At 50.8% G+C, this 21202-nt stretch carries 19 protein-coding genes; 11 read left to right on the forward strand and 8 right to left on the reverse strand.

Annotated elements, in window-relative coordinates; all coding sequences use genetic code 11:
- Window positions 1-52: 52 nt before the first annotated feature.
- The 7 genes from PJE062_RS18990 to PJE062_RS19020 all read left to right on the forward strand — a co-directional run bounded on the left by PJE062_RS18990 (window position 53) and on the right by PJE062_RS19020 (window position 8963).
- Window positions 53-1066 (forward strand): DctP family TRAP transporter solute-binding subunit, encoded by a 1014-nt coding sequence (locus tag PJE062_RS18990; RefSeq protein WP_008551531.1) that lies wholly within the window; start codon window positions 53-55, stop codon window positions 1064-1066.
- A gap of 83 nt (window positions 1067-1149) precedes the next feature.
- Window positions 1150-2334: a citrate/2-methylcitrate synthase gene (locus PJE062_RS18995; RefSeq protein ID WP_008551649.1), complete on the forward strand. Its 1185-nt coding sequence runs from the start codon at window positions 1150-1152 to the stop codon at window positions 2332-2334.
- A gap of 346 nt (window positions 2335-2680) precedes the next feature.
- Window positions 2681-3613 carry a LysR substrate-binding domain-containing protein gene (locus PJE062_RS19000; RefSeq protein WP_014287137.1) on the forward strand — a complete coding sequence of 311 codons (933 nt, stop codon included), beginning with the start codon at window positions 2681-2683 and terminating at the stop codon, window positions 3611-3613.
- A 340-nt stretch (window positions 3614-3953) separates the two neighbouring features.
- Window positions 3954-5600 carry a U32 family peptidase gene (locus tag PJE062_RS19005; RefSeq protein WP_008551384.1) on the forward strand — a complete coding sequence of 549 codons (1647 nt, stop codon included), beginning with the start codon at window positions 3954-3956 and terminating at the stop codon, window positions 5598-5600.
- Between the two features lie 350 nt (window positions 5601-5950).
- Window positions 5951-7330, forward strand: coding sequence for a methyl-accepting chemotaxis protein (locus PJE062_RS19010; RefSeq protein ID WP_008551586.1), 1380 nt, complete (start codon window positions 5951-5953; stop codon window positions 7328-7330).
- A 747-nt stretch (window positions 7331-8077) separates the two neighbouring features.
- The gene (locus tag PJE062_RS19015) at window positions 8078-8521 is read left to right on the forward strand and encodes a hypothetical protein (RefSeq protein ID WP_037037695.1); all 444 of its coding nucleotides are present in this window, start codon (window positions 8078-8080) and stop codon (window positions 8519-8521) included.
- Between the two features lies 1 nt (window position 8522).
- Window positions 8523-8963 carry a hypothetical protein gene (locus tag PJE062_RS19020; protein ID WP_008551432.1) on the forward strand — a complete coding sequence of 147 codons (441 nt, stop codon included), beginning with the start codon at window positions 8523-8525 and terminating at the stop codon, window positions 8961-8963.
- Between the two features lie 127 nt (window positions 8964-9090).
- Here PJE062_RS19020 and PJE062_RS19025 read toward each other — a convergent pair whose 3' ends face one another.
- Window positions 9091-10173, reverse strand: a complete 1083-nt coding sequence (locus PJE062_RS19025) for a MaoC family dehydratase (RefSeq protein ID WP_037037699.1) — start codon at window positions 10171-10173, stop codon at window positions 9091-9093.
- Window positions 10174-10705: 532 nt separating this feature from the next.
- Between PJE062_RS19025 and PJE062_RS19030 the strand changes: the two genes are divergently transcribed.
- The 3 genes from PJE062_RS19030 (at window position 10706) to PJE062_RS19040 (ending at window position 12332) form a co-directional block, all read left to right on the forward strand.
- Window positions 10706-10897 (forward strand): hypothetical protein, encoded by a 192-nt coding sequence (locus tag PJE062_RS19030; protein ID WP_008551626.1) that lies wholly within the window; start codon window positions 10706-10708, stop codon window positions 10895-10897.
- A 109-nt stretch (window positions 10898-11006) separates the two neighbouring features.
- Complete coding sequence (locus tag PJE062_RS19035; protein ID WP_014287133.1) at window positions 11007-11390, forward strand: RidA family protein; 384 nt, start codon at window positions 11007-11009, stop codon at window positions 11388-11390.
- Between the two features lie 234 nt (window positions 11391-11624).
- Window positions 11625-12332, forward strand: a complete 708-nt coding sequence (locus PJE062_RS19040; RefSeq protein WP_008551562.1) for a carbonic anhydrase — start codon at window positions 11625-11627, stop codon at window positions 12330-12332.
- Window positions 12333-12368: 36 nt separating this feature from the next.
- Here PJE062_RS19040 and PJE062_RS19045 read toward each other — a convergent pair whose 3' ends face one another.
- From PJE062_RS19045 to PJE062_RS19060, 4 genes are all read right to left on the reverse strand, one after another.
- Complete coding sequence (locus tag PJE062_RS19045) at window positions 12369-13808, reverse strand: APC family permease (RefSeq protein WP_008551367.1); 1440 nt, start codon at window positions 13806-13808, stop codon at window positions 12369-12371.
- Complete coding sequence (locus tag PJE062_RS19050; protein WP_008551549.1) at window positions 13808-15238, reverse strand: amino acid permease; 1431 nt, start codon at window positions 15236-15238, stop codon at window positions 13808-13810. The genes PJE062_RS19045 and PJE062_RS19050 overlap by 1 nt, the downstream gene beginning before the upstream one ends.
- A gap of 119 nt (window positions 15239-15357) precedes the next feature.
- Window positions 15358-15693 (reverse strand): hypothetical protein, encoded by a 336-nt coding sequence (locus PJE062_RS19055; RefSeq protein WP_008551293.1) that lies wholly within the window; start codon window positions 15691-15693, stop codon window positions 15358-15360.
- Window positions 15690-16031: a helix-turn-helix domain-containing protein gene (locus PJE062_RS19060; RefSeq protein ID WP_008551264.1), complete on the reverse strand. Its 342-nt coding sequence runs from the start codon at window positions 16029-16031 to the stop codon at window positions 15690-15692. The genes PJE062_RS19055 and PJE062_RS19060 overlap by 4 nt, the downstream gene beginning before the upstream one ends.
- Before the next feature lie 82 nt (window positions 16032-16113).
- Between PJE062_RS19060 and PJE062_RS19065 the strand changes: the two genes are divergently transcribed.
- On the forward strand, window positions 16114-17004 hold the full coding sequence (locus PJE062_RS19065; protein ID WP_008551567.1) for a DMT family transporter: 891 nt from the start codon (window positions 16114-16116) through the stop codon (window positions 17002-17004).
- Window positions 17005-17084: 80 nt separating this feature from the next.
- Here the strand turns inward: PJE062_RS19065 and PJE062_RS19070 are convergent, their stop codons facing one another.
- The 3 genes from PJE062_RS19070 to PJE062_RS19080 all read right to left on the reverse strand — a co-directional run bounded on the left by PJE062_RS19070 (window position 17085) and on the right by PJE062_RS19080 (window position 20959).
- Window positions 17085-18962, reverse strand: a complete 1878-nt coding sequence (locus PJE062_RS19070; RefSeq protein WP_008551631.1) for a hypothetical protein — start codon at window positions 18960-18962, stop codon at window positions 17085-17087.
- Window positions 18959-19438: a type III secretion system chaperone gene (locus PJE062_RS19075; RefSeq protein ID WP_037037701.1), complete on the reverse strand. Its 480-nt coding sequence runs from the start codon at window positions 19436-19438 to the stop codon at window positions 18959-18961. The genes PJE062_RS19070 and PJE062_RS19075 overlap by 4 nt, the downstream gene beginning before the upstream one ends.
- 141 nt (window positions 19439-19579) lie before the next feature.
- Window positions 19580-20959: an MATE family efflux transporter gene (locus PJE062_RS19080; protein ID WP_008551374.1), complete on the reverse strand. Its 1380-nt coding sequence runs from the start codon at window positions 20957-20959 to the stop codon at window positions 19580-19582.
- Window positions 20960-21202 lie beyond the last annotated feature (243 nt).

The raw sequence follows: 21202 nt of genomic DNA on the forward strand, positions 1-21202 counted from the left end.
TTTGGGGTAAAATGCGACAATAGAGGTTCCCCAATGTTTGCATGAGGAGCCGATGAAGAGAGCGATCGTTTCTATCATTTTCGCTCTGGGCGTTGCTTTTGCTTCACCTGCGTTCGCCCAGATTGAGTGTAAGCCTGGCGAAGTTGTCATCAAGTTCAGCCATGTTGTGCCGCCGAGAGGCCATCCCAAGGGGGATTTTGCGCGCATGCTGGCGGAGCGGGTGAACTCCGAGATGAATGGCAGGGCGTGTATGCAGGTGTTTCCCTTTTCCCAGCTTTATGATGATGAGAAGGTGATGGAAGCCCTGATACTGGGTGATGTGCAGCTGGCCGCGCCTTCTCTTTCAAAGCTGGAAGTTTACACCAATAAATATCGGCTCTTCGATCTGCCTTTCTTGTTTGAGGATATGGATGCGGTGCAACGGTTCACTGCCAGCGAGCAAGGGCAGGAGCTGCTTGATGTGATGTCTGACTTTGGGGTTGTAGGACTTGGGTATCTTTTCGATGGCTTGAAGCATTTTTCAGCAGATAAACCGTTGCTCGTTCCTTCTGATGGGGCGGGACTGAAATTCCGCGTGCAGAACTCTGATGTGGCTGTGGCGATGATCGAGGCGATGGGTGCGAGTGCTCAGAAGCTGGCGTTCAAGGAAGTCTACGGGGCGTTGCAGTTGGGTGTTGTCGATGGGCAAGAGAACAGCTGGTCCAACATCTTCACGTCACGCTTCTATGAGGTCCAGAACGGGATTACCGAGACCAATCATCAACTGCTGGCCTATGTGGTGTTTGCGCCCAAGGAATGGTTGGAGAGCCTTGAACCTGATTTGCGGGATCAGTTTCTGACGATCTTCCGGGAAACATTGGTGAAGGCCAATGCACAAGCGGCCCAGACCAGTGAAGAGAACCGGCAACGGATTGTTGATGCAGGCTACACCGTGCGTGAGCTGACACCTGAGCAGCGCCAACAATGGGTGGATGTGATGCGGCCTGTGTGGGGTGACTTTGAGGATCAGATCGGCAAGGACCTGATTGCAGCGGCTGTGGCTGCTAATACGCCCGAGGACAACTAATGACCTTCAGATAGGCTCTCTGTAGCTGTTGCGCGCGCGCTTCTTATTCGTATGATCAATGTTGATCATGTAATAGGTGCACCATGTCTGAGGTTATTTATCTTTCCGCCAAAGAAGCTGCTAATGAATTGGGTGTTCGCCCAGCTACGCTTTATGCCTATGTGAGCCGTGGGCTTGTCCGCTCCGTTCAGGGGCCGGGGCGCACCCGGCTTTATGATGCTTCAGACATTCGTTTTCTGAGAAGCCGCCGGGCTGGTGAGGGCGTGGAAGACAAGGAAGGGCAATCCCGCAGCGCTGCGGCCAAGGGCGTGTTGGAGACGAAGCTTACCCTTCTGACCGAAGATGGGCACTACTACCGAGGACAGTCTGCGCTTGAGTTGGCGAAGGCGGGGACGCTGGAGAGCGTGGCGACGTTATTGTGGGACTGCGAGAATGATCCGTTTGCTCAGCCCGCCCCAAAGGGTGTTGGAGGCTTTAGCTCGCATCAACGGCCTGTTGAGCGGGCGATTGTTGCTCTGTGTTCGTGGCCGGAGCAGGACAACGCGGCTTATACGCTGTCTCAAGAGCTTTTGAAGAAGAAGGGTGCGAGCCTCATTCGCCTGGCTGCCAGTGCGCTGTTGATGCAGGAGCCGAGCACTGATCCGATGCATCGACAGATTGCGCAGGCTTGGGGGATCAAAGATGAGAAGGCCATTGATCTGATCCGTGCGACACTGGTTTTGTGTGCGGACCATGAACTGAACACCAGTGCCTATGCTGTGCGATGTGCTGCTTCTACCCGAGCGCCGCTGCATGCGGTTCTAGTATCCGGGCTTGGGGCGTTCATGGGGCCAAGACATGGAACAAATGCCGAGCGTGTGCTGAGTTGGCTGAAGCATATTCATGATGTTGACGATATAGAGAACGTGCTGCAAGAGCGTTGTATGAACGGCGAATATCTGCCGGGATTGGGCCATTCTATCTATGGTGGGATGGACCCTCGGGGCAAATTCTTATTAGACAAACTCATGCAAAGTGACCTGAATCACCCACTCATTGAATTGATTCCACAGTTGCTAGAAAGGTCGCGTGAGCTGTTTGGAAAGCCCGTGAATGTGGATATTCCACTAGCACTTTTGGAGCAGATTCTCGCGCTACCAAAAAATTCCGCCGGAATTTTGTTTTGTATTTCAAGAATTAGCGGATGGATCGCGCAAGCGCTGGAACAATATCAAATGCAAGAACAAATACGTCCGCGTGCTGCATATGTTGGTATTCGTCCAACCTGAAGCACGGCTCAGTTGAATAGTTAATTTTTTTGATCTTTAACCTGAGCGTGTATCTGAGCATTATTCTATAGTTTCCTAGCGTAAAATTCAGAAAGTTATGTTCTTTCTCTGTAATTATATTTGTATCGATTATTTGTTCTAATTATATATAAGTATTCCCTAGATTATCAATAATTGAGTAGTTGCCTATCGATGTTATCTATTGTGGAAATGTGGCTTTTTACATAATTTTTGACGTGACCTAGTTGATTTGAGGGTGTTCAAATTGGGGAGGCGCTATGTTACGTCTACATCATTAATCGGAATATTCGTTGTATCTCTCACTCTATCAAGAATAAGGCATTTCATGAATCGTTTGCCCCCTTTGAATGCTTTGGTCGCGTTTCGTGCAGTTATGGAAACTGGGAGTTTGGTTTCAGCGGCCCAAAAACTAGCGATTACTGCTAGTGCGGTCAGTCACCGGCTCAAAGCGCTGGAGGATCACTTGGGTCTGGAGCTGTTTGAGCGTCGGTCCCGTGCTGTGTTCCCAACTGCGGCCGCTTATAGATATGCCTCAGAAATTGCAGAGGCGTTTGACAGAATTTCGACTGCGACGCGCACTATTGAAGCTGTCGGGAACAGAGATACGTTGAGTATCCATTGTTCTTCCAGCTTTGCTAGCAACTGGTTGCTGCGCCGCCTTCGCTCCTTTACTGCGCACAACTCTGAAATCACAGTAACTGTCTCAAGCAGTGGTGCTGATCAGAGTATTGAAGGCGGTCTTTATGACCTTGTCTTCACCCGCCAATCTAACACTCCGGATGAGTTTGAAGAGCTGACACTGGGACGTGAAAAGTTCCGTCCTCTGATTTCGCCGGAACTGCTGGATACGCTTGGTTATCCGAAGAAGCCGAATGAGCTGCTGAAGCTGCCGATTATTCGCAGTGAAGGGGCTACGGTTTCCTGGGAAACATGGCTGTCTGAGGCTGGTGTTCCAAACCCAATCGTCAATGAGATGATGGTGTTTGAGAATGCGGCGCTTGCTCTGGATGCAGCTGAGAAGGGTTTTGGCATTGTGCTGGAATCCAACCTTCTGAGTGCAGAAGCAGAGACTGCTGGTCGCCTTGTGCCGATTTTCCCTGAGTATCAGCGGGATGGTCGTGAGCATAAGCTGATGTGGCGCGAGAAGCGTGGTGCGGAACCAAAAATCCGTAGCTTCCGTGATTGGTTGGAAAGCCAGCTGCGTTACGACTTTGTCGATGAAGAGGCGTATGAGCCGGTTGCGGCGCTTGTCGACTAAAAGACATTACGGCATGTGACTGGTATCGGGCGGGCAACTGCCAGTTTACATTGCTGAGTGTTTGATTTGGGTGGGTACATATGTGCCCACCCATTTTCGTTTTCAGAAAACGATTTTGTATCTGATGTGCTTTGAGGAACTGAATTTTTACAGTGAGTTCGTGAGGGCTAGGGCCTGCCCATCTACCTGAGACAAAATTCTTCTGTTCATCCTTGATGAAATCCCTTAGAAGCACCGTAAACAGGCGCTCCTTTGCTGTTTCCCAAAGACAAAGTATGAGGCGCCGCTCAATAGCTCGATAAAAGAGCTTTAGAAAACACCAGAGAATTTGGTCGCCAGAATGAGAACCTCAGAACTCCTGATGCCTGCGGGCAACTTGCAGAAGCTTAAGATTGCCGTTCTTTACGGAGCAGATGCAATCTACCTTGGTACGCCAGATATGTCCCTGCGCACGAAGGCAGAGTTTACGCTTGAGCAGGTCGTTGAAGGCATTGAGTTTGCGCACAAACACGGCAAACGTGTTTACCTGACGCTGAACCTATTCTCTCACAACAAGGACGTTCCTAAGCTGAAGGAATATGCGGAGACCATTCGCGATATCAATCCAGATGGTTTGATCATTGCTGATCCGGGCGTATTCCAGTTTATGCGTAAAGAACTGCCAAATGTGCCGCTGCACATTTCGACACAGGCGAACGTGTGTTCCTGGCTTTCCGTCGACTTCTGGAAAGAGCAGGGCGCGGATCTGGTTGTTCTGGCCCGTGAAGTTTCCTTCCCAGAGCTTTCTGAGATTCGTGAGAAGTGCCCGGATATCCGCCTTGAAGCGTTTGTTCATGGTGCGATGTGTATGACCTATTCCGGTCGCTGCCTGCTTTCCAACTTCATGGCGGAGCGTGGTGCGAACCAGGGGAACTGCGCGAACTCCTGCCGCTGGAACTACAAAGTGCGCATGCGCATGAAAGACGGCACCATCAATGAGCTTGAGCTGAACGAAGACAACATCGGCATGTTCGAGTTCCTGTTGGAAGAAGGCTGTCGTCCGGGTGAGTTGATGCCAATTCTGGAAGACGGTCGTGGGTCTTACATTCTGAACTCCAAAGACCTTTGCCTGATGCCAAAGCTCAATGACTATCTGCGCATTGGTGTGGACTCGTTGAAAGTGGAAGGTCGCAACAAGTCTATGTACTACGTGGCTGTTGTTGCGCGTGCTTACCGCATGGCGATTGATGACTACTACCGCGATCCGGAGAACTGGAACCCGCAGAAGTACATGGATGAGATGTACAGTGTTGCCAACCGTGGCTACACCACCGCGTTCCACGAAGGCCGCCTGAACAACTACGCCCACAACTACGAAGATACGCATTCCATCGGTGAATGGGAGTTTGCGGGTATCATTGAGGATGTGACAGACGAAGCCTTCTACATGAAGGTGAAGAACAAGATCGTTGCCGGTGAGGTTCTGGAGTTCTTGCAGCCATTGTCTGATGACAGCATCCTGCTGCGTATCTACGACTTTGAAGATGCAAAGTCCGGTGAGATGACACAGGAAGTGCAGGCTGGTAAGCAGCCGGTTGTGCGTATTCCATTCACGCTGTTCGATAAAGAAGATGCAGCGACGTTCAAAGAGCGCTTCCCGGTTAACACTGTGGTGCGTAAAGAACGTCCGTTGACCCCAGAGCAGTGGAGCCGCCTGAAGTTGGACCGCACCGCGGAGCGCATTGAAGCACGTGGTGAAGCGACTGACGCACAGCAGAACAAATATGAGAGCCAGCGTGATCGCTTGATTGATGCGATTGCGGAAGGCAGCCAGGATCGTAAACCGAAATCTCCACGTCTTGGTTTGGAGGGGTGCTGTGGTCGTGGCTGTAACGGCTGCATGATCTTCTGGGAAGATCCGAAGTTTGAGAAAGCGCGCGAAATTCTGAAAACCAAGAAGCAGGGTGAGATGCTTGCCCGTAACGCGCTGAAGCATGAAGTTAGCTGATAGCTTAGCATAACTTATGCATTGTGAGCCCCGGTCTGAAAAGGCCGGGGCTTTTGTTTTGCTTGGCCTCTGCGGGAACCTACTGAAGTTTCAGGTAAATATCATATTTATTGGGATGGTTAACTATTATTAGTATTAATTTATGTATGTTTGAAGCATGAGTCCTCCGAATTCATATTGGTGACGTTGGGATAGTTGCGCTGATTGTACTGGATGACTTGTCGCGGGGTACGTAAATACGCTGATCTTACTTATTTGATGCTCATCTCATTCGGGTGAGTTGAGTGGATGAGGAGGCGGCGTGTCGGGGATTATCTGCACTGGATGTGCAGTTTAGAAGGTAATTCGAGATGAATTGGTCCGGTATGTTGAAGGGCTCACCAAAAGCTCAGGCATCACATGAAGCGGATGTGGAACTCATCAGTCGTGAGGGAATTGATGCACTTCTGTTGGCTTTGATGGAGGATCGCCCGCTGCCTGAAGTGGATGGGATTTCGCCAGATCTTTATCAGCGATTTGAGGCGCTGAAGCAGAAGATGGATACTCAAGACGAGAACACTCTTGGCCAGACGGTAGAGTACTCATTGCAGGCCAGTGAATCTATGGCGGCGATCTCTCAGATCACCTGGCATATTCGTAAAGCAGATGAAGGCGCGCAGACGATCGCAACTGGCGTTGAAGAATTGAACGTTTCGTTCTCTGAAATCGCCTCCAGTGCGCAAGGTGCAGCAGATGCGGTTGAATCGGCAAATGTCGCCATGCAGCAAGGTGAGGCTGCGACACGTGAGTCTGCAGATGCGAGCCAGCATATCGGGCAGTTCTTTGAGACAATGATTGAGGCCGCAAATGAGTTGACGGCAGCAGCAGTGCAGATTGGCACCTTTGTTGGCACTATCGAGGGTCTTGCAAAGCAGACCAACCTGCTTGCGCTGAATGCGACGATTGAAGCTGCACGTGCTGGAGAGGCCGGCAAAGGTTTCGCTGTTGTAGCATCTGAGGTGAAGGACCTATCTGGCCAGACCCAGCAGGCGACTGATGATATTCGGACCCGGATCGAGACACTTCAGGGCCATGTGAATGATGTGAACTCGTCTGTGAGTGATGCGCAGTCGCTGGTGGGTAAGAGCATTGATAACTCTCAGAATGCCGAAAGCCTGATCTCTGAAGTGCTTCGTGATGTCGGCGTTGCAAGCACCCAGATGCGCGAGATTGCGCGCCAGTTGACCCAGCAGGAAGAAGCGACGCATGAGATCAATCGCGGCGTTCATTCCATCGCAGGTCATGCACGTGATGTAAATGAGCGGATTGAGCATGTGATTCAAACTGTTGCTCAGTCAGAGTCCATCGTTGAAGAACAGTTCACCGAGTTTGAGAAGCGTGGCGTGCCAAACTTCATTCTGCACCGTGCGAAGGCAGACCACATCATCTGGAAGAAACGCCTTGCGGAAATGTCCGTAGGCCTCAGCAGCTTGCAGGTGACTGAGCTTTCTGATCATCACCAGTGTCGTCTTGGCAAGTGGTATGACAAGGTGGAAGATCCCCGCGTGCGCGACAGCCTCGCCTTCAAGAAACTTCTGCCAGTTCACGCCGAAGTGCACGAACAAGGGAAAGAATGTGCCCGCATGCTGGAAACTGGCAACCACGAAGGTGCCGATGCTGCTTACAAGCGCATGGAGACCGCATCCGTCGACGTCCTTCGCTATCTGGATGAGCTGTTGACCCGTCGGTGAAGAGGTTTGCTTGTTGTGTGATTGATGAAGCGGTCAGGTTGACTGACCGCTTTTGGCATAGTGCGTATCCTGATTTTACAGAGAGCGTGTGCTGGTGGCTGATTAAACGTTCTGTGCGAGCATCTATGCTGTTTTGACAGCAGGTTTATTAGTCGAAAACAGTTTGGTTCTCAGCTGATGCGTATGCTGGCAGTTCGGGTATAGGTTTGGATGTTGGTGAGGGGGCACAGCAGGGTGAGATGAACGATTATTACTTAGTGTAGATCAAAAGACACGGCATCGTTTGATTGCTGTTTGGTTTTTCTGTTTTGGATGAAACTAGCTAACCTTTTATGCTGTAAGCGACGCCATTAGGTGTGTTTCATTGAATTAAGTGATTGAATTATATTTCGGAATTTAATTTCACAGAGATATTGAAATGTATGTGTTCCTCTTCAATTTAAATGATCTCTGTGTACGACAATCAGGGCATCGCTTGTTTCATTCTGTCATTGCCTCAATTGCTTAGTCGGTTAGCCTGTAAGGCAACTTTCTCCGCGTAGATTTATCATTTTATATCTAGTTGGTCTCATTTAGGAGATACTAAAATATTCAGGTGACGGCTCAAGCTGGCATCAGTTTCGTGCTGACTTGGGGCCACTTATGAAATCCGGTTTTAATATTCTTGCTTGCTGCACGCTGTTGCTGACGGGGGCGTGTGCTCAGATGCCTAAAGATGTTCTTCAGGTAAGCGAAAAGCATAGGGTTATGAAAGTAGCTCAATCCAGAAAAGTTGCGACACCCAAAAAGAAAGAGGTTCTTTTGGCTGGTGCGGCAGCCTTGCAGGATATGGGGTTCACCATTGATCAAAGTGATCCTGAGCTTGGGCTTGTTGTCGGGTCAAAGCAACGCGATGCCACTGATGGTGGTCAGATTGCTCTTGCTGTGGTTGGCGCGACCTTGACGACGCTGCTGGCTGGGCCTGCTGCTGGTGTTAACGGTTTTCGATATGATGACGAGCAGGTTGTAAGAGCTTCTTTAATTGCAGGTGACGGTGCTGATGAAACGGATCTTCGTATCAGCGTGCAACGTGTGGTTCTGGATCAGCGCGGCAAGGTTTCAAAGGCTGAAACGATCCGCGATGAAGAGCTCTATACTCAGTTTTACGAGACACTTGGTGGATCCATTCCATGGGAAGTCACAGGAGGTTAGAATGGTATTGAGGCGATCTCAGATAGTAGCTTGCGCAGCCATTCTGGCCATGAGCTTTGGAGCAGCAGGTTGTCAGATGAACTCCAAGGACAATGTCTTTGACATTGAAGCAGCGGAGCAAAGTGGCTTACGGCAAGTGCAGTCCCGAACCTTCAAGGTTGAAGATAAAGACAAGACAATGCGCTCTGTGATGACGACCATGCAAGACATGGGATTTGTTATCGGGAATGCAGATAAAGATTTGGGCACGGTGAGTGGCACCAAGCTGGATGGGTACCAGTTAAGGATGACGGTAAGTGTTGTTCCAATTGTTGATGGACAGATGCTGGTGCGTGCAAATGCATCCTACAACAACAAGCCGATAGATTCTGAAGCTGCTTATAATGACTACTTTAGCGTTCTGGAGAAAGAGCTGAAGGTTCCTGCACAAGAGTTGGGCTAGTCTTTTCTAGCTCATTGAAAAAGCCCGGGCAGGAGGTGCGCCGGGCTTTGGGTGTGTTGTTTTTTATTCTGTTATTTGGTTTGTTTGGCTCAGAGAGAGGCCATTGGCCTCTCTAAATCTTTCAAGATCAGACCGGGATGACGACCCAGTAATCCAGATCGAGGATCACGCCGTCTTCGTATTTCCCTTCTTCGTTTTTGTAAGGGAAATCTCCGCAGGTGAGATCTTTGGTAGCGACGAGGCGCAGGCGCATGGCTGCGATGTCGCTTCTGCCTTCAATCCGCTTCTTGTCCAGCACTTCAGACCATGCATAAACGGTGTCGCCTGCGAAGAGCGGGGCAACGTGGCGTCCTGCATTGATGCCTGTGATGTGGAATGCATTGCCCAAACCATTGAAAGACAACGCACGTGCGAGCGAGATGACGTGACCGCCGTAGATCAGGCGTTTGCCGAAGCGGCTGTTCTTCTCACTGTGGTGATTGAAGTGGACCTTCGCTGTGTTCTGGTAGAGACGTGTGGCCAGCTGATGCTCAGCTTCTTCCACGGTCATACCATCAACGTGATCGATCTTCTCACCCACTTCGTAGTCATTAAAGCGGAATGGAGATCCGGACAGGTCAAAGTCCCAATTCTCGATGGATAGCTCCGGAACGGCTTGTCCCAGAGTGTCTTCAGAAACGCCTTCTGGCAACTCCGGCAGGGTGGTTTCTGGTGCGGGCGCGTTTTCATCACGCTTCTTCACCATGACCCAGCGGGTGTATTCCAGAACCTTTTCAGGGTTTCCTGGCTCCTTGTGGCGATAGCCAGTAGAGCGCACGTAAACAACACCGGTTTTGCCGTTTGAGTTTTCTTTCAGCCCGATGACTTCTGACGTGGCGGAGAGCGTGTCTCCGGCATAGACAGGCATCAGGAAACGGCAATCGGAGTAACCCAGATTAGCAACGGCATTTAGTGAAATATCTCCCACTGTTTTGCCGAAGACCACGTGAAAGACTAATAAGTCATCCAGTGGGTAATACGGGTAGCCAATTTCTTCTGCAAAAGCAGTTCCCGACTGTACCGCAAATCGAGATCCGTACAATGCAGTATAAAGAGCTGTATCTCCTTCGTTTATTGTCTTTGGTGTTCCATGTCTTATGACCTGGCCCACGTGAAAATCTTCAAAAAAGTTACCGCAAGACGTTTTTGTCTTAACCGCAGTTAACGTCATGTATGTAGTCCCCCAACAACAACACGGCAGGCATTGAATAAGAAGTATTTTTAGTTATCAAGCAACACCTTAGAAGGTTGACACTTCGCATAGTATCTGTCGCTTTTGATCTTTTTTCTTGTGCCTTTGTATTTTCCTTAGTTGTCCGATTGACTTGTTTTGTTAAACAAATTCAATAGCTTGACGGATAATGTGGTGGTTCCCGCACTCCGTGCTCCAGATGATCGACAAAAATGCTCGAGAGAAACGAGCAAGCTTTCTGTCCGTTTGAACCCCTTTATATCTCAGAATCAGGAGGAATGAGCAAATTAAATGTAGATATTAGTTAGGTAATTGTGTCGTGTTTTTAGCTGAACCTACATCCTAACGTTGAAATTGTAGGATTGTGCAAGCGAATCACTAAAAATGTTAGCAAATCTCACCTGATTCACTTGAGAGGCTGAAGTAGTGATGTTCACTGTTTGGCCCCCTAAAACCGCAGGTTTTTCTTCCAGATCAACGCGTTACTATGAGTAGAGGGAGGTTTGTGCCCATGGTGAGCTTTTTCTGGCGGATTGTTGGTGTTGTGCTGCTGGCTTGGGTGGCGTGGGATCTTTATGCGGGATACACGCTTCTCTATGACGTGATCTACAGGTCTGCTGATCCCTTGATGTACTGGATCGGCATTGCGCTTTGGACGGCTCTTGGCCTCAGCTGCTTCTTCTCATCAAGTAGTCAGGATTAAGGCGGCAATTTCTCAATTGATCGGGATGGGGTTGGTTGTATCCTTGAAGCAATGGATGCTGGCGGTGGTTATGTCGCAGTATGTTGAGCTTTGGTTCAGGGAGGTTGTGATGTCAGAGAGAACCCTTATTTCCTCAGGTTCACCTTTTGAAAAGACAGCCGGATATTCCCGCGCTGTTGTTGATGGTGACTTCGTTCATGTTTCCGGAACGACCGGTTACGATTATTCCACTATGCAGATGCCAGAGGATGTTGGCGCACAGACCGTCAATATTCTAGAGACCATTAAGGGTGCGCTTGCTGAAGCGGGATGTTCGCTCAATGACGTCGTGCGCGCGCGTTATTACGTGACTGACCGGAGTAATGTTGAGGCGGTTTTTGCTGTTCTTGGCGAGTATTTTGGCGACATTCGACCTGCAGCGACGATGGTTATCTGTGATCTTATCAAAGAAGAGATGAAGGTTGAAATTGAGGTGACGGCGCGTAGAGGCTGAATCCGATTTATCTCCGGCTTTTAACTGGTAAGCTGCTTGCTCATGAGGTGAGCGTTAAGACTTTTAGCTTTCTGGTCTTATCGCCAGTTGAAAGATCGATTGCCTTAGCTATATAGGCAGATCATAGAGGGACAAAAGCGGCCTGTTTTGCTGACAAGCTGCTTTCAAGGATTAACTTCGCTCATCTCCGATGGCCTTTGGCTTTTGGAGATGGCTTTAAAGAGATGGCGACGAATGACTGATTTTCCGAAAGAACTGTTGGCTGGATATGGCCTTTATAAAGAACGGATTTATAGCCAGTTTGAAGAGGAATATCAAAACCTCGCCATCTATGGCCAAGAGCCTGAAGTTATGGTGATTTCCTGCTGTGATAGCCGGGTGACACCGGAAGGTATTTTCCATGCGCAGCCGGGTGAGTTGTTCGTGGTGCGTAACGTGGCGAACCTTGTGCCTCCGTTTATTCAGGGTGGTGGCACACACGGCACCAGCGCAGCGCTTGAGTATGCGGTGACTGGTCTGAAGGTGAAGCACCTTGTTGTTCTGGGGCACTGTAAGTGCGGTGGTGTACAGGCATTCCGTGAGAGCAACGGTAAGCTGAGCAAGACCGGCCAGTTTGTCGGTCCGTGGATCAAGATGCTGGAGCCTGCTGCGATTACGCTGGCTTGTACTCCGGTGGACAAGAACGAAGACCCTCAACTGGCGCTGGAATATGCCGGTATTCGCCAGAGCCTGAAGAACCTGATGACTTTCCCGTTCATCGAGAAGCTGGTCACCCAGGGCAACCTGCACATTCATGGTGCGTGGTTTGATATTGGGTCAGGCTCCTTGCGTGTCATGAACAAAGAAACAGAGATCTTTGAGGATGCTCAGGATTTGCGGGCTCGCATGAAAGAGCAGGAAACTGCTGAGCATGTTCCTGCTACTGCCGAAGAGAAAAAGTAAGCTCTTCGATCTGAAGAATTTTGAGAAGGCCACGTTCTACGGTGTAGGGCGTGGCTTTTTTGCTTTCTTGCGGGCCTTCCAGTTGGGGCTGCTGACTTTCCAGAGGATGAACGGAACGCTGAGTGTGAGGAACACACCGGGAATGATGATCGCGAGGTATGTGGTCGCTGGGAAGTCTGGTTCATCGGGTGGGCGGAAGCCGATAAGGAAGGCGATCAGGGAGATGGAAAAACCAATGCTGCCCAGAACCCAGATGCCCCAGTTGCCAAACGGGACTTTGTAGGTGCGGGGAACATTTGGGCGTTTGTAACGTAGGCGGATGGCTGTGCTGTACAGCAGCAGGTACATGACAGAGTAGAGCAGGACTGCTGTTGATGTCAGATATAAGAAAACCTCGTTCGTTTTAACGTGAAGCAGAAATGCTGTTGCGATGAGGGTGGCGATTGTTGCCTGTACGATCATCAGTGGGACTGGCATATCGTAGGCGTTTGAGCCATGCAGGAACTTGGGCAACATGCCATCACGGCCAGCAACAGCGAGGCTTTTGACAGGGCCTGCGATCCAGGTGCTGACTTGCCCTGCTGCTCCTACTGCGATGAACATCGCAGCGATGGGGAGGATATCCGGGACACCATAGTGATCCAGCAAAATGGTATAGGTTTGCAGCACGCCCAAGGTGTTTGAGATCTCTTTGTCCGGGATGATCATCGCTATGGTCAGGCCACCTAGCAGGGAGATTGAAAAACCTATGAATGCGGCGATGAGGATTGCGATTGGGTAGGTGCGGCGGACGTTCTGGACCTCGGTTGCGTGGCCGGCGGAGACTTCCATTCCGATGAAACCGAAGAGGAAGCTGAGGAAGAGGAACAGTGTTGAGGTCTGGGAGAGTGAGGGGACCACATTGGCGGTGGTGAGGCTGACGTCTATGACCGGCTGGGCTGGACCAGAAACGTAAAGCAAGCCGAGCGTGATCATGGTGAGTGATGGAAAGATGGTGCCCGCCAGCAGGCAATAACTGGCAATGCGCTTGGTTATTCGGGTACCGCGGAAGTTGGCGAAGGTCGCCCCCCAGTAGATGATGATGACGCCAGTGAACATGAGCCATGGGTTTTCATCGAGAGGCCTGTCGAAGACGAAGGCGAGGGCTGCGGTGGTATAGGCGACGGTGGCGACCATAGCGAAGATGGCTTGAAACCATTGCAGGAAGATTGCCATAAACCCGAAGGGTGCTCCGAAGGCTTCCTGCACCCACGTGTAAACGCCGTGTTTGGGCCAACCTGTTGCCAGTTCGGCTGAAATCAGGGCGACCGGTAAGATGTAGCAGAGGATGACTGCGCTGTTGAAGAACAGGATCTTCATGCCGGTTTGTGCCATGAGAGGCATGTTCAGCATGGTCATGAAGAGGGCTGTGGTCATAAACACCAGGTGCCAAAGAGTGATGTGGTGCTTTGGCTGATTGCGTGGTGTTTTGCCCATTACCTTTGCCCTTCATTCTGAGAAGGGTGATGGATGTTTTTGCGATGTATGAACCAGATGGCCAATGGAATGAGCAGGGCGAGGATAACAGCTACAATCATCAGTCCCTCAAAGCTCTCCAGTGAGAAGGGCAGGGATGGTGGCGGAATGAAGCCGATGGCGAAGCAGCTGATGGCGGTCAGCATGCCGATGCCGCCCAGAAGCCAGATACCCCAGTTACCTCCGGGGACTTTGTAGGGCCGTGGGATATGCGGATGGGTGTAACGCAGGCGGATGGCTGCGATGAACATCAGTAAATACATCATAGAGTACAAAAGCACTGCGGTTGAGGTGAGGACGAGGAAGACGAGGTTGACGTTCTCGAACACCACAAAGCTCAGCGCGATCAAGGAGATGAGTGAGGCTTGCAGGATAAGTAAGACTGTGGGTACGTTGTTCTTATTGGCTTGGGCGAAGCGAGGGGGCAGCAGGCCTTTGCGGCTGGCGGCCCACATGCCTTTGACCGGGCCTACAATCCAAGTGCTGACCTGACCGGCGGCGCCGATTGCGACCAGCAAGGCGATGAACGGAGTGAGGATGGCAAGACCGTAGGCATCCAAGTAGGCGGAGAAGGCCTGTAGGGCTCCATTGATGTTGGAGATATTGCCTTTTTCAAGGATCAGAGAAACCGCCAGGCCACCTGCCAGTGTGATGACAAAGCCTGCGATGGCTGCTGTGAAGATGGCGCGGGGATAGTTTTTTTGTGGGTTTTCGACTTCGTTGGCATGGCAGGCGGAGACTTCGATGCCGACAAAGCCGAAGACGAAGCTCATGAAGAAAACGAGGCTGGTGGTATCGGATAGAGAAGGCACCCAATTTGCGATGGTCGCCGATGTATCAAGCGCGATGGTCTCTCCAGAAAACAGATAATAGATGCCAAAGGCGATCAGCAATGCGGAGGGGAAGAAGACGCCGAGAGAGACGGCGTATCCTGAGATCATTTCTGAGGTTTCCGTACCTTTGAAGTTGATGAGCGTTGCGGCCCAGTAGAGGGCGAGCACCGAGAAGGTGATGTAGTAGCGGTTGGAGCCGAGTTCCGGATCAAAGGCATAGGTGAGCGTTGCGGTGGCGTAGGCAACGATGGACGTGACGCCGAAAATGGACTGGATCCATTGCAGGAAAACGGCGATGAAACCGATGGGAGTTCCAAAGGCTGCTTCGACCCAATGGAATACACCATTTTGGGGCCAACCAGTTGCAAGTTCTGCTGAAATCAGTGCTGTTGGTATGAGATACGCGAAGACGGTGATGGCGTTGAGCAGGACCATCTGCATGCCGGTTTCTGCCATCATGGGCATGTTGCGCAGGGTCATGAACAGTGCTGTGGTGATCAGCACCAGAGGTATAAAGGCGATCTTATGTGGTGCGCTGGGCGATTTTTCCTGCTGCATGGGCCACCGGCGTAGTCCTCGACACCCTGAACTTTAAAATGAGGGCCTGAAAAAAGACTGAGAGTGCAGGTGGTAAGCGGCTTGCCAGCATTAAGCTGCTGTTAGCTGTAGGTGCTGGGCTAGATGTCTTCCTTGCAGATGGAGCGGTCAACTTCCATCAGCTCAACGGGGGCTCCGTGCACTTCGATGAATGCGACAGTCAGACCTTCAATAGGAGAATTGGGTTCAATGATAACCTTCTGGTCTTTTAAAGCCTCTTCTAGATTGTCGACTTCGAAGGCGACATGGGCGACGGTTTTGACGATTTCCGGATACGGGGCGTCTTCGTCATAACGCTGCCATTGGATGCCAAACGGATTGTTTTTGTGGTCGCTGACTGTCATGTGCAGGTGGGGTAGGGGAATCTCTTCCTCAAAGTAGCCCTTGGTCGGAATGCCGATGTGATTGAATTTCATTGAACTTCTTTCAGTTTGGCTGCGTGGGACCATGATTGAGACCAGTGGCCCAAGGGTTGCAGATAGGTGAACAGGTCTTCACCTTCCTCTGTCAGTTCGTAACCGTTCTCTCCGTTTCTGACGATCCCGCATTCTCGTAGTTCTTTCAAGCGCGTATTGAGCACAGTGGGTGATACAGAGTCGCAGTTGGACTGAAGTGCGCGGAAGGTTTGCGGGCCGGTTGAGAGGTTCCAGATGATGCCAAGAGCCCATCTTCTGCCCAGCAAATCAAAAAGAACCATGATTGGCTTGCCGGATTTTGATCCGCGAACCGGTTGTCCTGCCTTAGGTATTTTCACAGATTATGGGCTTTCTTTTTTGCTAGGTTTAATGTAGCGATGTGTTGCTACGCATATTGTAGCACGTTTGGAAAGTTTTACTATGGTTGTTTTCGCTGTGTCGTCTGCTCTGGCGGCATCATTGGGGTGGGCCTGTGGTTCTATGTTGTCCCACCGACCGCTACAACGTGTTGGTGTTTTTGAATTTACTCGTATTCAGCTACTGACTTCAGGGGCCATCCTGTGTGTGCTGTGCTCTGTGTTGGGATACTGGCAATCTGTCGACTGGAGCCAGTGGCCTGCCTTTGTGGTGAGTGTTGTAGTCAGCGTGATCATCGGCAATGTTGCTTTGTTGGAATGCCTGAAGAGAGCTGGGCCTCGGCAAACAGAGTTATTGCTTTCACTTAAAACGCCGATTGTGGCTGTGCTTGCCTTTGCGTTTCTGGGTGAAGAGCTGAGCTTTACGGAAATGATTGGCATCGCAATCGCTCTCTTCGGCATTTGCTTAGCTATTTTGTTTGGAAGTTCTGATCAGGAAGCAGAAGCCACGCGCCGCAGTGGGGGACTAGTGGCGATTGTTGTGCTGGCGCTTATCGCAGCTGCCTCGCAAGGGATTGGGATGTTGGTTCTCAAGCCTTTGCTTCTTTCCGGAACTGAGCCTTTAGCGGCATCCGCGATACGCGTTACGGGGGCTGCGTTTATTGTGGCGCTGGTTGGGTTGATGCCTCTGTCTGCGGTTCAGGCGACGACAGAGATGAGCTGGATGCTGCTGTTCCGCGTGGTGCTGCCTGGATTCATTGGCTACGGCATATCGGTTTCGCTGCTGCTCTATGCCTACGCGCATTATGATGCGGCGATTGCCAGTGTGCTTGGTTCGCTTTCACCTGTTTTCATTCTGCCATTGCTCTGGATGAACACGGGCAACATGCCCCGCCCACTGGCCTGGGGCGGAGCTGCGCTTTCCCTGCTCGGGACAGCGGTGATTTTGCTTTAAGGGATACTTTTAATGCAGAAGCGTCGGCAAGGAGACCTTGCCGACGCTGTGTTCTAGTGACTTATCGAAACTTTCGAGGGTTAGAATGATACCGCAATATCGTGGGCTTTAAGCTGCTCAGACAAATTATTGGCCAGACCAGCAGCAACCTTAGGGGCGTTTACTTTATCCTCCTTAGGTGCGGCAAACGCTTGCATAATACCCTGGTACTTCTGCTTTACTTCTTCGTTGTGCTTCACTGCTGCATCATTTTGCGAGCGTCCCTCTTCACTGAGAGCTTCCAGTTCAGCTGCATCTGATACCATCGTTTGCTTTTCCAGACTTGAGATAGCTTCGACAAAGTTGGAAAGCAGATAGTCGATTGGTCGGGTTGCAGTCGCTGTGATGGTGTTTACTTCCAACACGGCATAGTCAGGATCAATCCCATCCCTGTTCGCTTTCAATATCAGTTGGTTCTCTACTGTATCGCGCAGTAGGTTTATGCCAGCTCCTAGTGCATTTGCATGCGCAGTAAGCTGCCCACTCTCGACATTTTGCAGCAGACTCTGTTTCAGGTCAGGATTGCTCCTGAAAATGTTAGCGAGCTGGATATCCAGAATTTTGCCAATGTCGTCAGCTCCGCTGGATTTTGCGTTTGCGGCAAATGTTTTGGCAATTTCAGTGAACTTGCCTGCGTTCAGATCTTTGCTGTTGAGTTGATCAATGAAACCTACAAGAGCGGTGCCTGCTGTTTCAAAGTGGCTCAGCTGCTTCCAAACCTCAGCTTTTGTAGCTTCGACAACACCGCCGCTTTCTTCAAAGGATTTTCCTGCAAGCATGTCCGCCTCTACTTGGCTTCTGCCCAGATGTGAGAAAAGTTTCTCCAAGTAGGCGGGAATCTCAGGAGTTCCTTCGGGGTTAAGGCGCGCGATGGCTTCCTTGAAGGCCTGTGTTTTGGCTTCAGCACGTGCGACATCTTTAAGAAGCGCCATGGAAACCGCTTGTTGGATGATCTTTTTTTCTGTCGCCTTCAGATCACTCGTGATTGTTTTAGTGCCATCCTCACCCAGCAAGATCTGTAATTCATGAGACAGGTCTTCTGAGATTTTCGTCTGGAACTCAGCACTCAACTCACTGGACTGCAGACCCAGCTCTTCCAGGGTTTGATCGAAGACTTCCCCACCCGGCAGAGCCATTTTTACTTCTGTCAGAATGCGTAGCTGATTGGTGATAGCCTGATCGACTTTCTCATCTGTGAGGAACTGTCGTTGCTTCGGTTCTTGCGCGCTTGCATGACTTTGCTTGATGAGTTTCACTTTCAACGAACTCAGAAGTTGGTTCCGATCATCTTCGGAAACTGAAGACCAATCGATGTTTATGGAAGCTTTTTCTGCGTATGCTTCAAGTGCGCCCGGTTCATTCAGTTTGCCCAGCCGGGATGAGATATCCTGATCGACTTCGGCAAGGCGGTCTTGATAGATGCCCTCTGCAATTTCTCTAACTGTTGCCTTGATCTGTTCAGGATTTTCGCCAGCTTTGGCAAACTCACTGGAGCCTTCCAAAAGTGTACTGGTTTCAAAAGCGACTGCATTGCCATAAGTTTTTCGGACACTTGCAAGGATATCAGTCTGCGCAGATGTGTTGCGGGTTTCTGCCTTTTCTTCCTGCGTTCTGAGTGCAAACTCGACGGTGTCCAGAACTTGTGCTTTTGTCAGGCTGTGGGATCTGCTGCCCTTGGGGGCAAATGCGTCGTAAGCGGCTTGGGCGGTGTCGTCTCCAAACTCAGCTTTCAAGGCTTCCTGAAAGCGGCTTTGATCTGCTGATTTCTGTCCACCATTCAGGGCCCAGGAGAGCAACTTTCCGCCGACCGACGTATGGGAGGTGCGCTCAGTAACTGCTTCGCTGGTGGTGTGTAGTTTGTCCAAGCCATTGTCGAATTGGGCGGCTTCTACAAAGCTGGAGAGTTGGATCGCGCTCATACTCTTACTCCAAGATCTGAGAGATTATTGGTTTTGCACGGTGTCGCGTGATTTGGATTTTCCCAGTCCGGGGTAAGGCTTTCCGGGGTTTTAAGGCGTTCGTGCCAGGAGGCTGCCGTGCGGATGAACATGTCCAGCTTATTGTGCAGGGCGAAGGATGATCTGTCAGAGATGGTCACCACCATGGACAGATTGATATGGCGTTCTTTGGGGCTGATGTTGAAGGCCATGGCGTGACTATCCGCAAACACGCAGTTGGCTTGCATCAAAGCTTGCAGCACCTGCGGGTCGTCAGAGTTTTGCTTGCTGATGACAGAGTTGAAAAGCAGGGTCTGGCTCTCATCTCGCCAGACGATGCTCATGGCGAGGTTCTGATCAAGGCCGAGAAAGATCTGGCCGTCTTCATTGAGAGAAAAGTTGTCGAACCCAATTCTGTTGCCGAGTTCGATCAGCAGCGCATTCACCAAATCCGTCATGCTTGTGCACCTCACCATAGGACGCATATTCCGTTGGTTCAGTACTAGCGAAGGTGAGATGAAGGCGCTGTCTTGTTTGGTACAGGTTGCCGACAAACTTATGACCCTCGCATACCGGTATGAGCATGCGAGGGACGTTGGTTATGTGTTTGCAAGAGCTGTGGCTGGGGTGGCAGCGCGTTTGTGGGCTATCACGATGACAAAGGTGAGCCCCAGCAGCAGAACCTCAGAGAAGACACTGGCGTACCAAATACCGGCTTCTCCCATCGCGTAAGGCAGGATGAGAGTAAGCGGGACTGCGAACAGGTAGGTTTTTGCCAGCATCAGAATACCTGCGCGGGCAGCATCACCGATTGCCTGAAAGAATGTGCCTACCATCATCAATGGGCCAGAGATGAAGAACATCATGGATACGATCGGTATGATGCGTTCGACATCTGCGATTGTGGCTGCATCATCGACGAAGATAGCGCCAAGCTGGGAGCTGAACAGGTAGTAGATTGCCTGTACTCCACCGCAGTAGATGAGCGAGATTATGATCGCGATCTTCAAGGTTTGTGCGGTTCTATCATGCTGTTGTGCGCCGTAGTTGTTTCCTGAAATGGATTGTAGCGCCATGCTAAGCCCCAGCAGAGGCAGGAACGTGAAGGTCATCATTCTGGTGATGATGCCATAGGCTCCAGCGGTGACCTCATAATTGCTTCCGGCCCATAGTTGAATAGCAAACAGGGTGACGGCGGCGGCCAGAGAAACACCTGTGTAGCCAAGGCTTTGGGGGACACCAAGGGCGATGAGAGACTTCCATTGGAAGCTTACAGGTCTCCAGTTCAGGAAGGAAAGTTCCCTGCGCTTAGATGTGTAATAGACGACCAGTGCGACCAAAGAGATCAGCTGTGCCGTCAATGTCCCATAAGCAGAGCCTGCCACGCCCCAGCCGAACTGAACCACATAGAGCCAATCAAAGAAGATGTTCAGGAATGCGGAGCTCAGCGTGATGGCTGTCATGAGGGGCAGTAGGCCCTCACAGCGTAACCTGTCGATGTTGATGGACAGAACGAACCCCAGTGGTGAGCCCAAAATGAGGATCGCCATGTACTGATAGCCAATTTGAGCAAGTTCGTCAGAGCCGTTGGTCAGGAACAACGCGAGCTGAAATCCTGCGACCAGAAAGCTCAAAATGAGGATGCCGCAGACGATCAGGGCGAGGGCTATTGCGCTGTCGATGATCTTTTTTGCGGTTCGGTGGTTTTTCGCGCCGAAGGCCCTTGCATAGATGCTGGCGAAACCGTTGGACACAAGCGTGAACAGGGACACAAGGATCATGAAGAGCGGGAACATGAGCGTGACGCCTGTGAGCGCCTGCGTTCCTACGTAGGTTCCCAGAAAGTAAGCATCTACGACCGTGTGCAAGCCGTTGACCATCATGACAAGGCTGAGGGGGATGGCGGTTTTTGCAAAGAGTATAGGTATGGAACCGGACAGAAAAATATTGTCCGGTTTGGAAAAGGAAACGTCTGACATCAAAACTGCTTTCAGTTCAGAAGCGGGAAAAAGCTGGTGCTCGCGTTGCCAGTAAACCGCTGAAATTGTGCGGTTTTATGCTGAAAAAAATGGAGCTTCACCAGAGCGGTTTGCTTGCGAGCGGCGGGTGTCCTAACCACACTGCGATCATAAGTGGAGTGCATTTTTACTGCAAGTGGGCGACCTGAATTGAGCAAGAATTGTAAACTGCTATATGGCAGTTTGGTTTTGTGTGTTGTTACG

Origin of the sequence: Pseudovibrio sp. JE062, assembly GCF_000156235.1 — a bacterium.
GTDB lineage: Bacteria > Pseudomonadota > Alphaproteobacteria > Rhizobiales > Stappiaceae > Pseudovibrio.

Bases quoted from the DNA above. Each gene is read 5' to 3' on its own strand.
- PJE062_RS18990 (WP_008551531.1), top strand. From the start codon at position 53: ATGAAGAGAGCGATCGTTTCTATCATTTTCGCTCTGGGCGTTGCTTTT.
- PJE062_RS18995 (WP_008551649.1), top strand. From the start codon at position 1,150: ATGTCTGAGGTTATTTATCTTTCCGCCAAAGAAGCTGCTAATGAATTG.
- PJE062_RS19000 (WP_014287137.1), top strand. From the start codon at position 2,681: ATGAATCGTTTGCCCCCTTTGAATGCTTTGGTCGCGTTTCGTGCAGTT.
- PJE062_RS19005 (WP_008551384.1), top strand. From the start codon at position 3,954: ATGAGAACCTCAGAACTCCTGATGCCTGCGGGCAACTTGCAGAAGCTT.
- PJE062_RS19010 (WP_008551586.1), top strand. From the start codon at position 5,951: ATGAATTGGTCCGGTATGTTGAAGGGCTCACCAAAAGCTCAGGCATCA.
- PJE062_RS19015 (WP_037037695.1), top strand. From the start codon at position 8,078: ATGAAAGTAGCTCAATCCAGAAAAGTTGCGACACCCAAAAAGAAAGAG.
- PJE062_RS19020 (WP_008551432.1), top strand. From the start codon at position 8,523: ATGGTATTGAGGCGATCTCAGATAGTAGCTTGCGCAGCCATTCTGGCC.
- PJE062_RS19025 (WP_037037699.1), bottom strand. From the start codon at position 10,173: ATGACGTTAACTGCGGTTAAGACAAAAACGTCTTGCGGTAACTTTTTT.
- PJE062_RS19030 (WP_008551626.1), top strand. From the start codon at position 10,706: ATGGTGAGCTTTTTCTGGCGGATTGTTGGTGTTGTGCTGCTGGCTTGG.
- PJE062_RS19035 (WP_014287133.1), top strand. From the start codon at position 11,007: ATGTCAGAGAGAACCCTTATTTCCTCAGGTTCACCTTTTGAAAAGACA.
- PJE062_RS19040 (WP_008551562.1), top strand. From the start codon at position 11,625: ATGACTGATTTTCCGAAAGAACTGTTGGCTGGATATGGCCTTTATAAA.
- PJE062_RS19045 (WP_008551367.1), bottom strand. From the start codon at position 13,808: ATGGGCAAAACACCACGCAATCAGCCAAAGCACCACATCACTCTTTGG.
- PJE062_RS19050 (WP_008551549.1), bottom strand. From the start codon at position 15,238: ATGCAGCAGGAAAAATCGCCCAGCGCACCACATAAGATCGCCTTTATA.
- PJE062_RS19055 (WP_008551293.1), bottom strand. From the start codon at position 15,693: ATGAAATTCAATCACATCGGCATTCCGACCAAGGGCTACTTTGAGGAA.
- PJE062_RS19065 (WP_008551567.1), top strand. From the start codon at position 16,114: ATGGTTGTTTTCGCTGTGTCGTCTGCTCTGGCGGCATCATTGGGGTGG.
- PJE062_RS19070 (WP_008551631.1), bottom strand. From the start codon at position 18,962: ATGAGCGCGATCCAACTCTCCAGCTTTGTAGAAGCCGCCCAATTCGAC.
- PJE062_RS19075 (WP_037037701.1), bottom strand. From the start codon at position 19,438: ATGACGGATTTGGTGAATGCGCTGCTGATCGAACTCGGCAACAGAATT.
- PJE062_RS19080 (WP_008551374.1), bottom strand. From the start codon at position 20,959: ATGTCAGACGTTTCCTTTTCCAAACCGGACAATATTTTTCTGTCCGGT.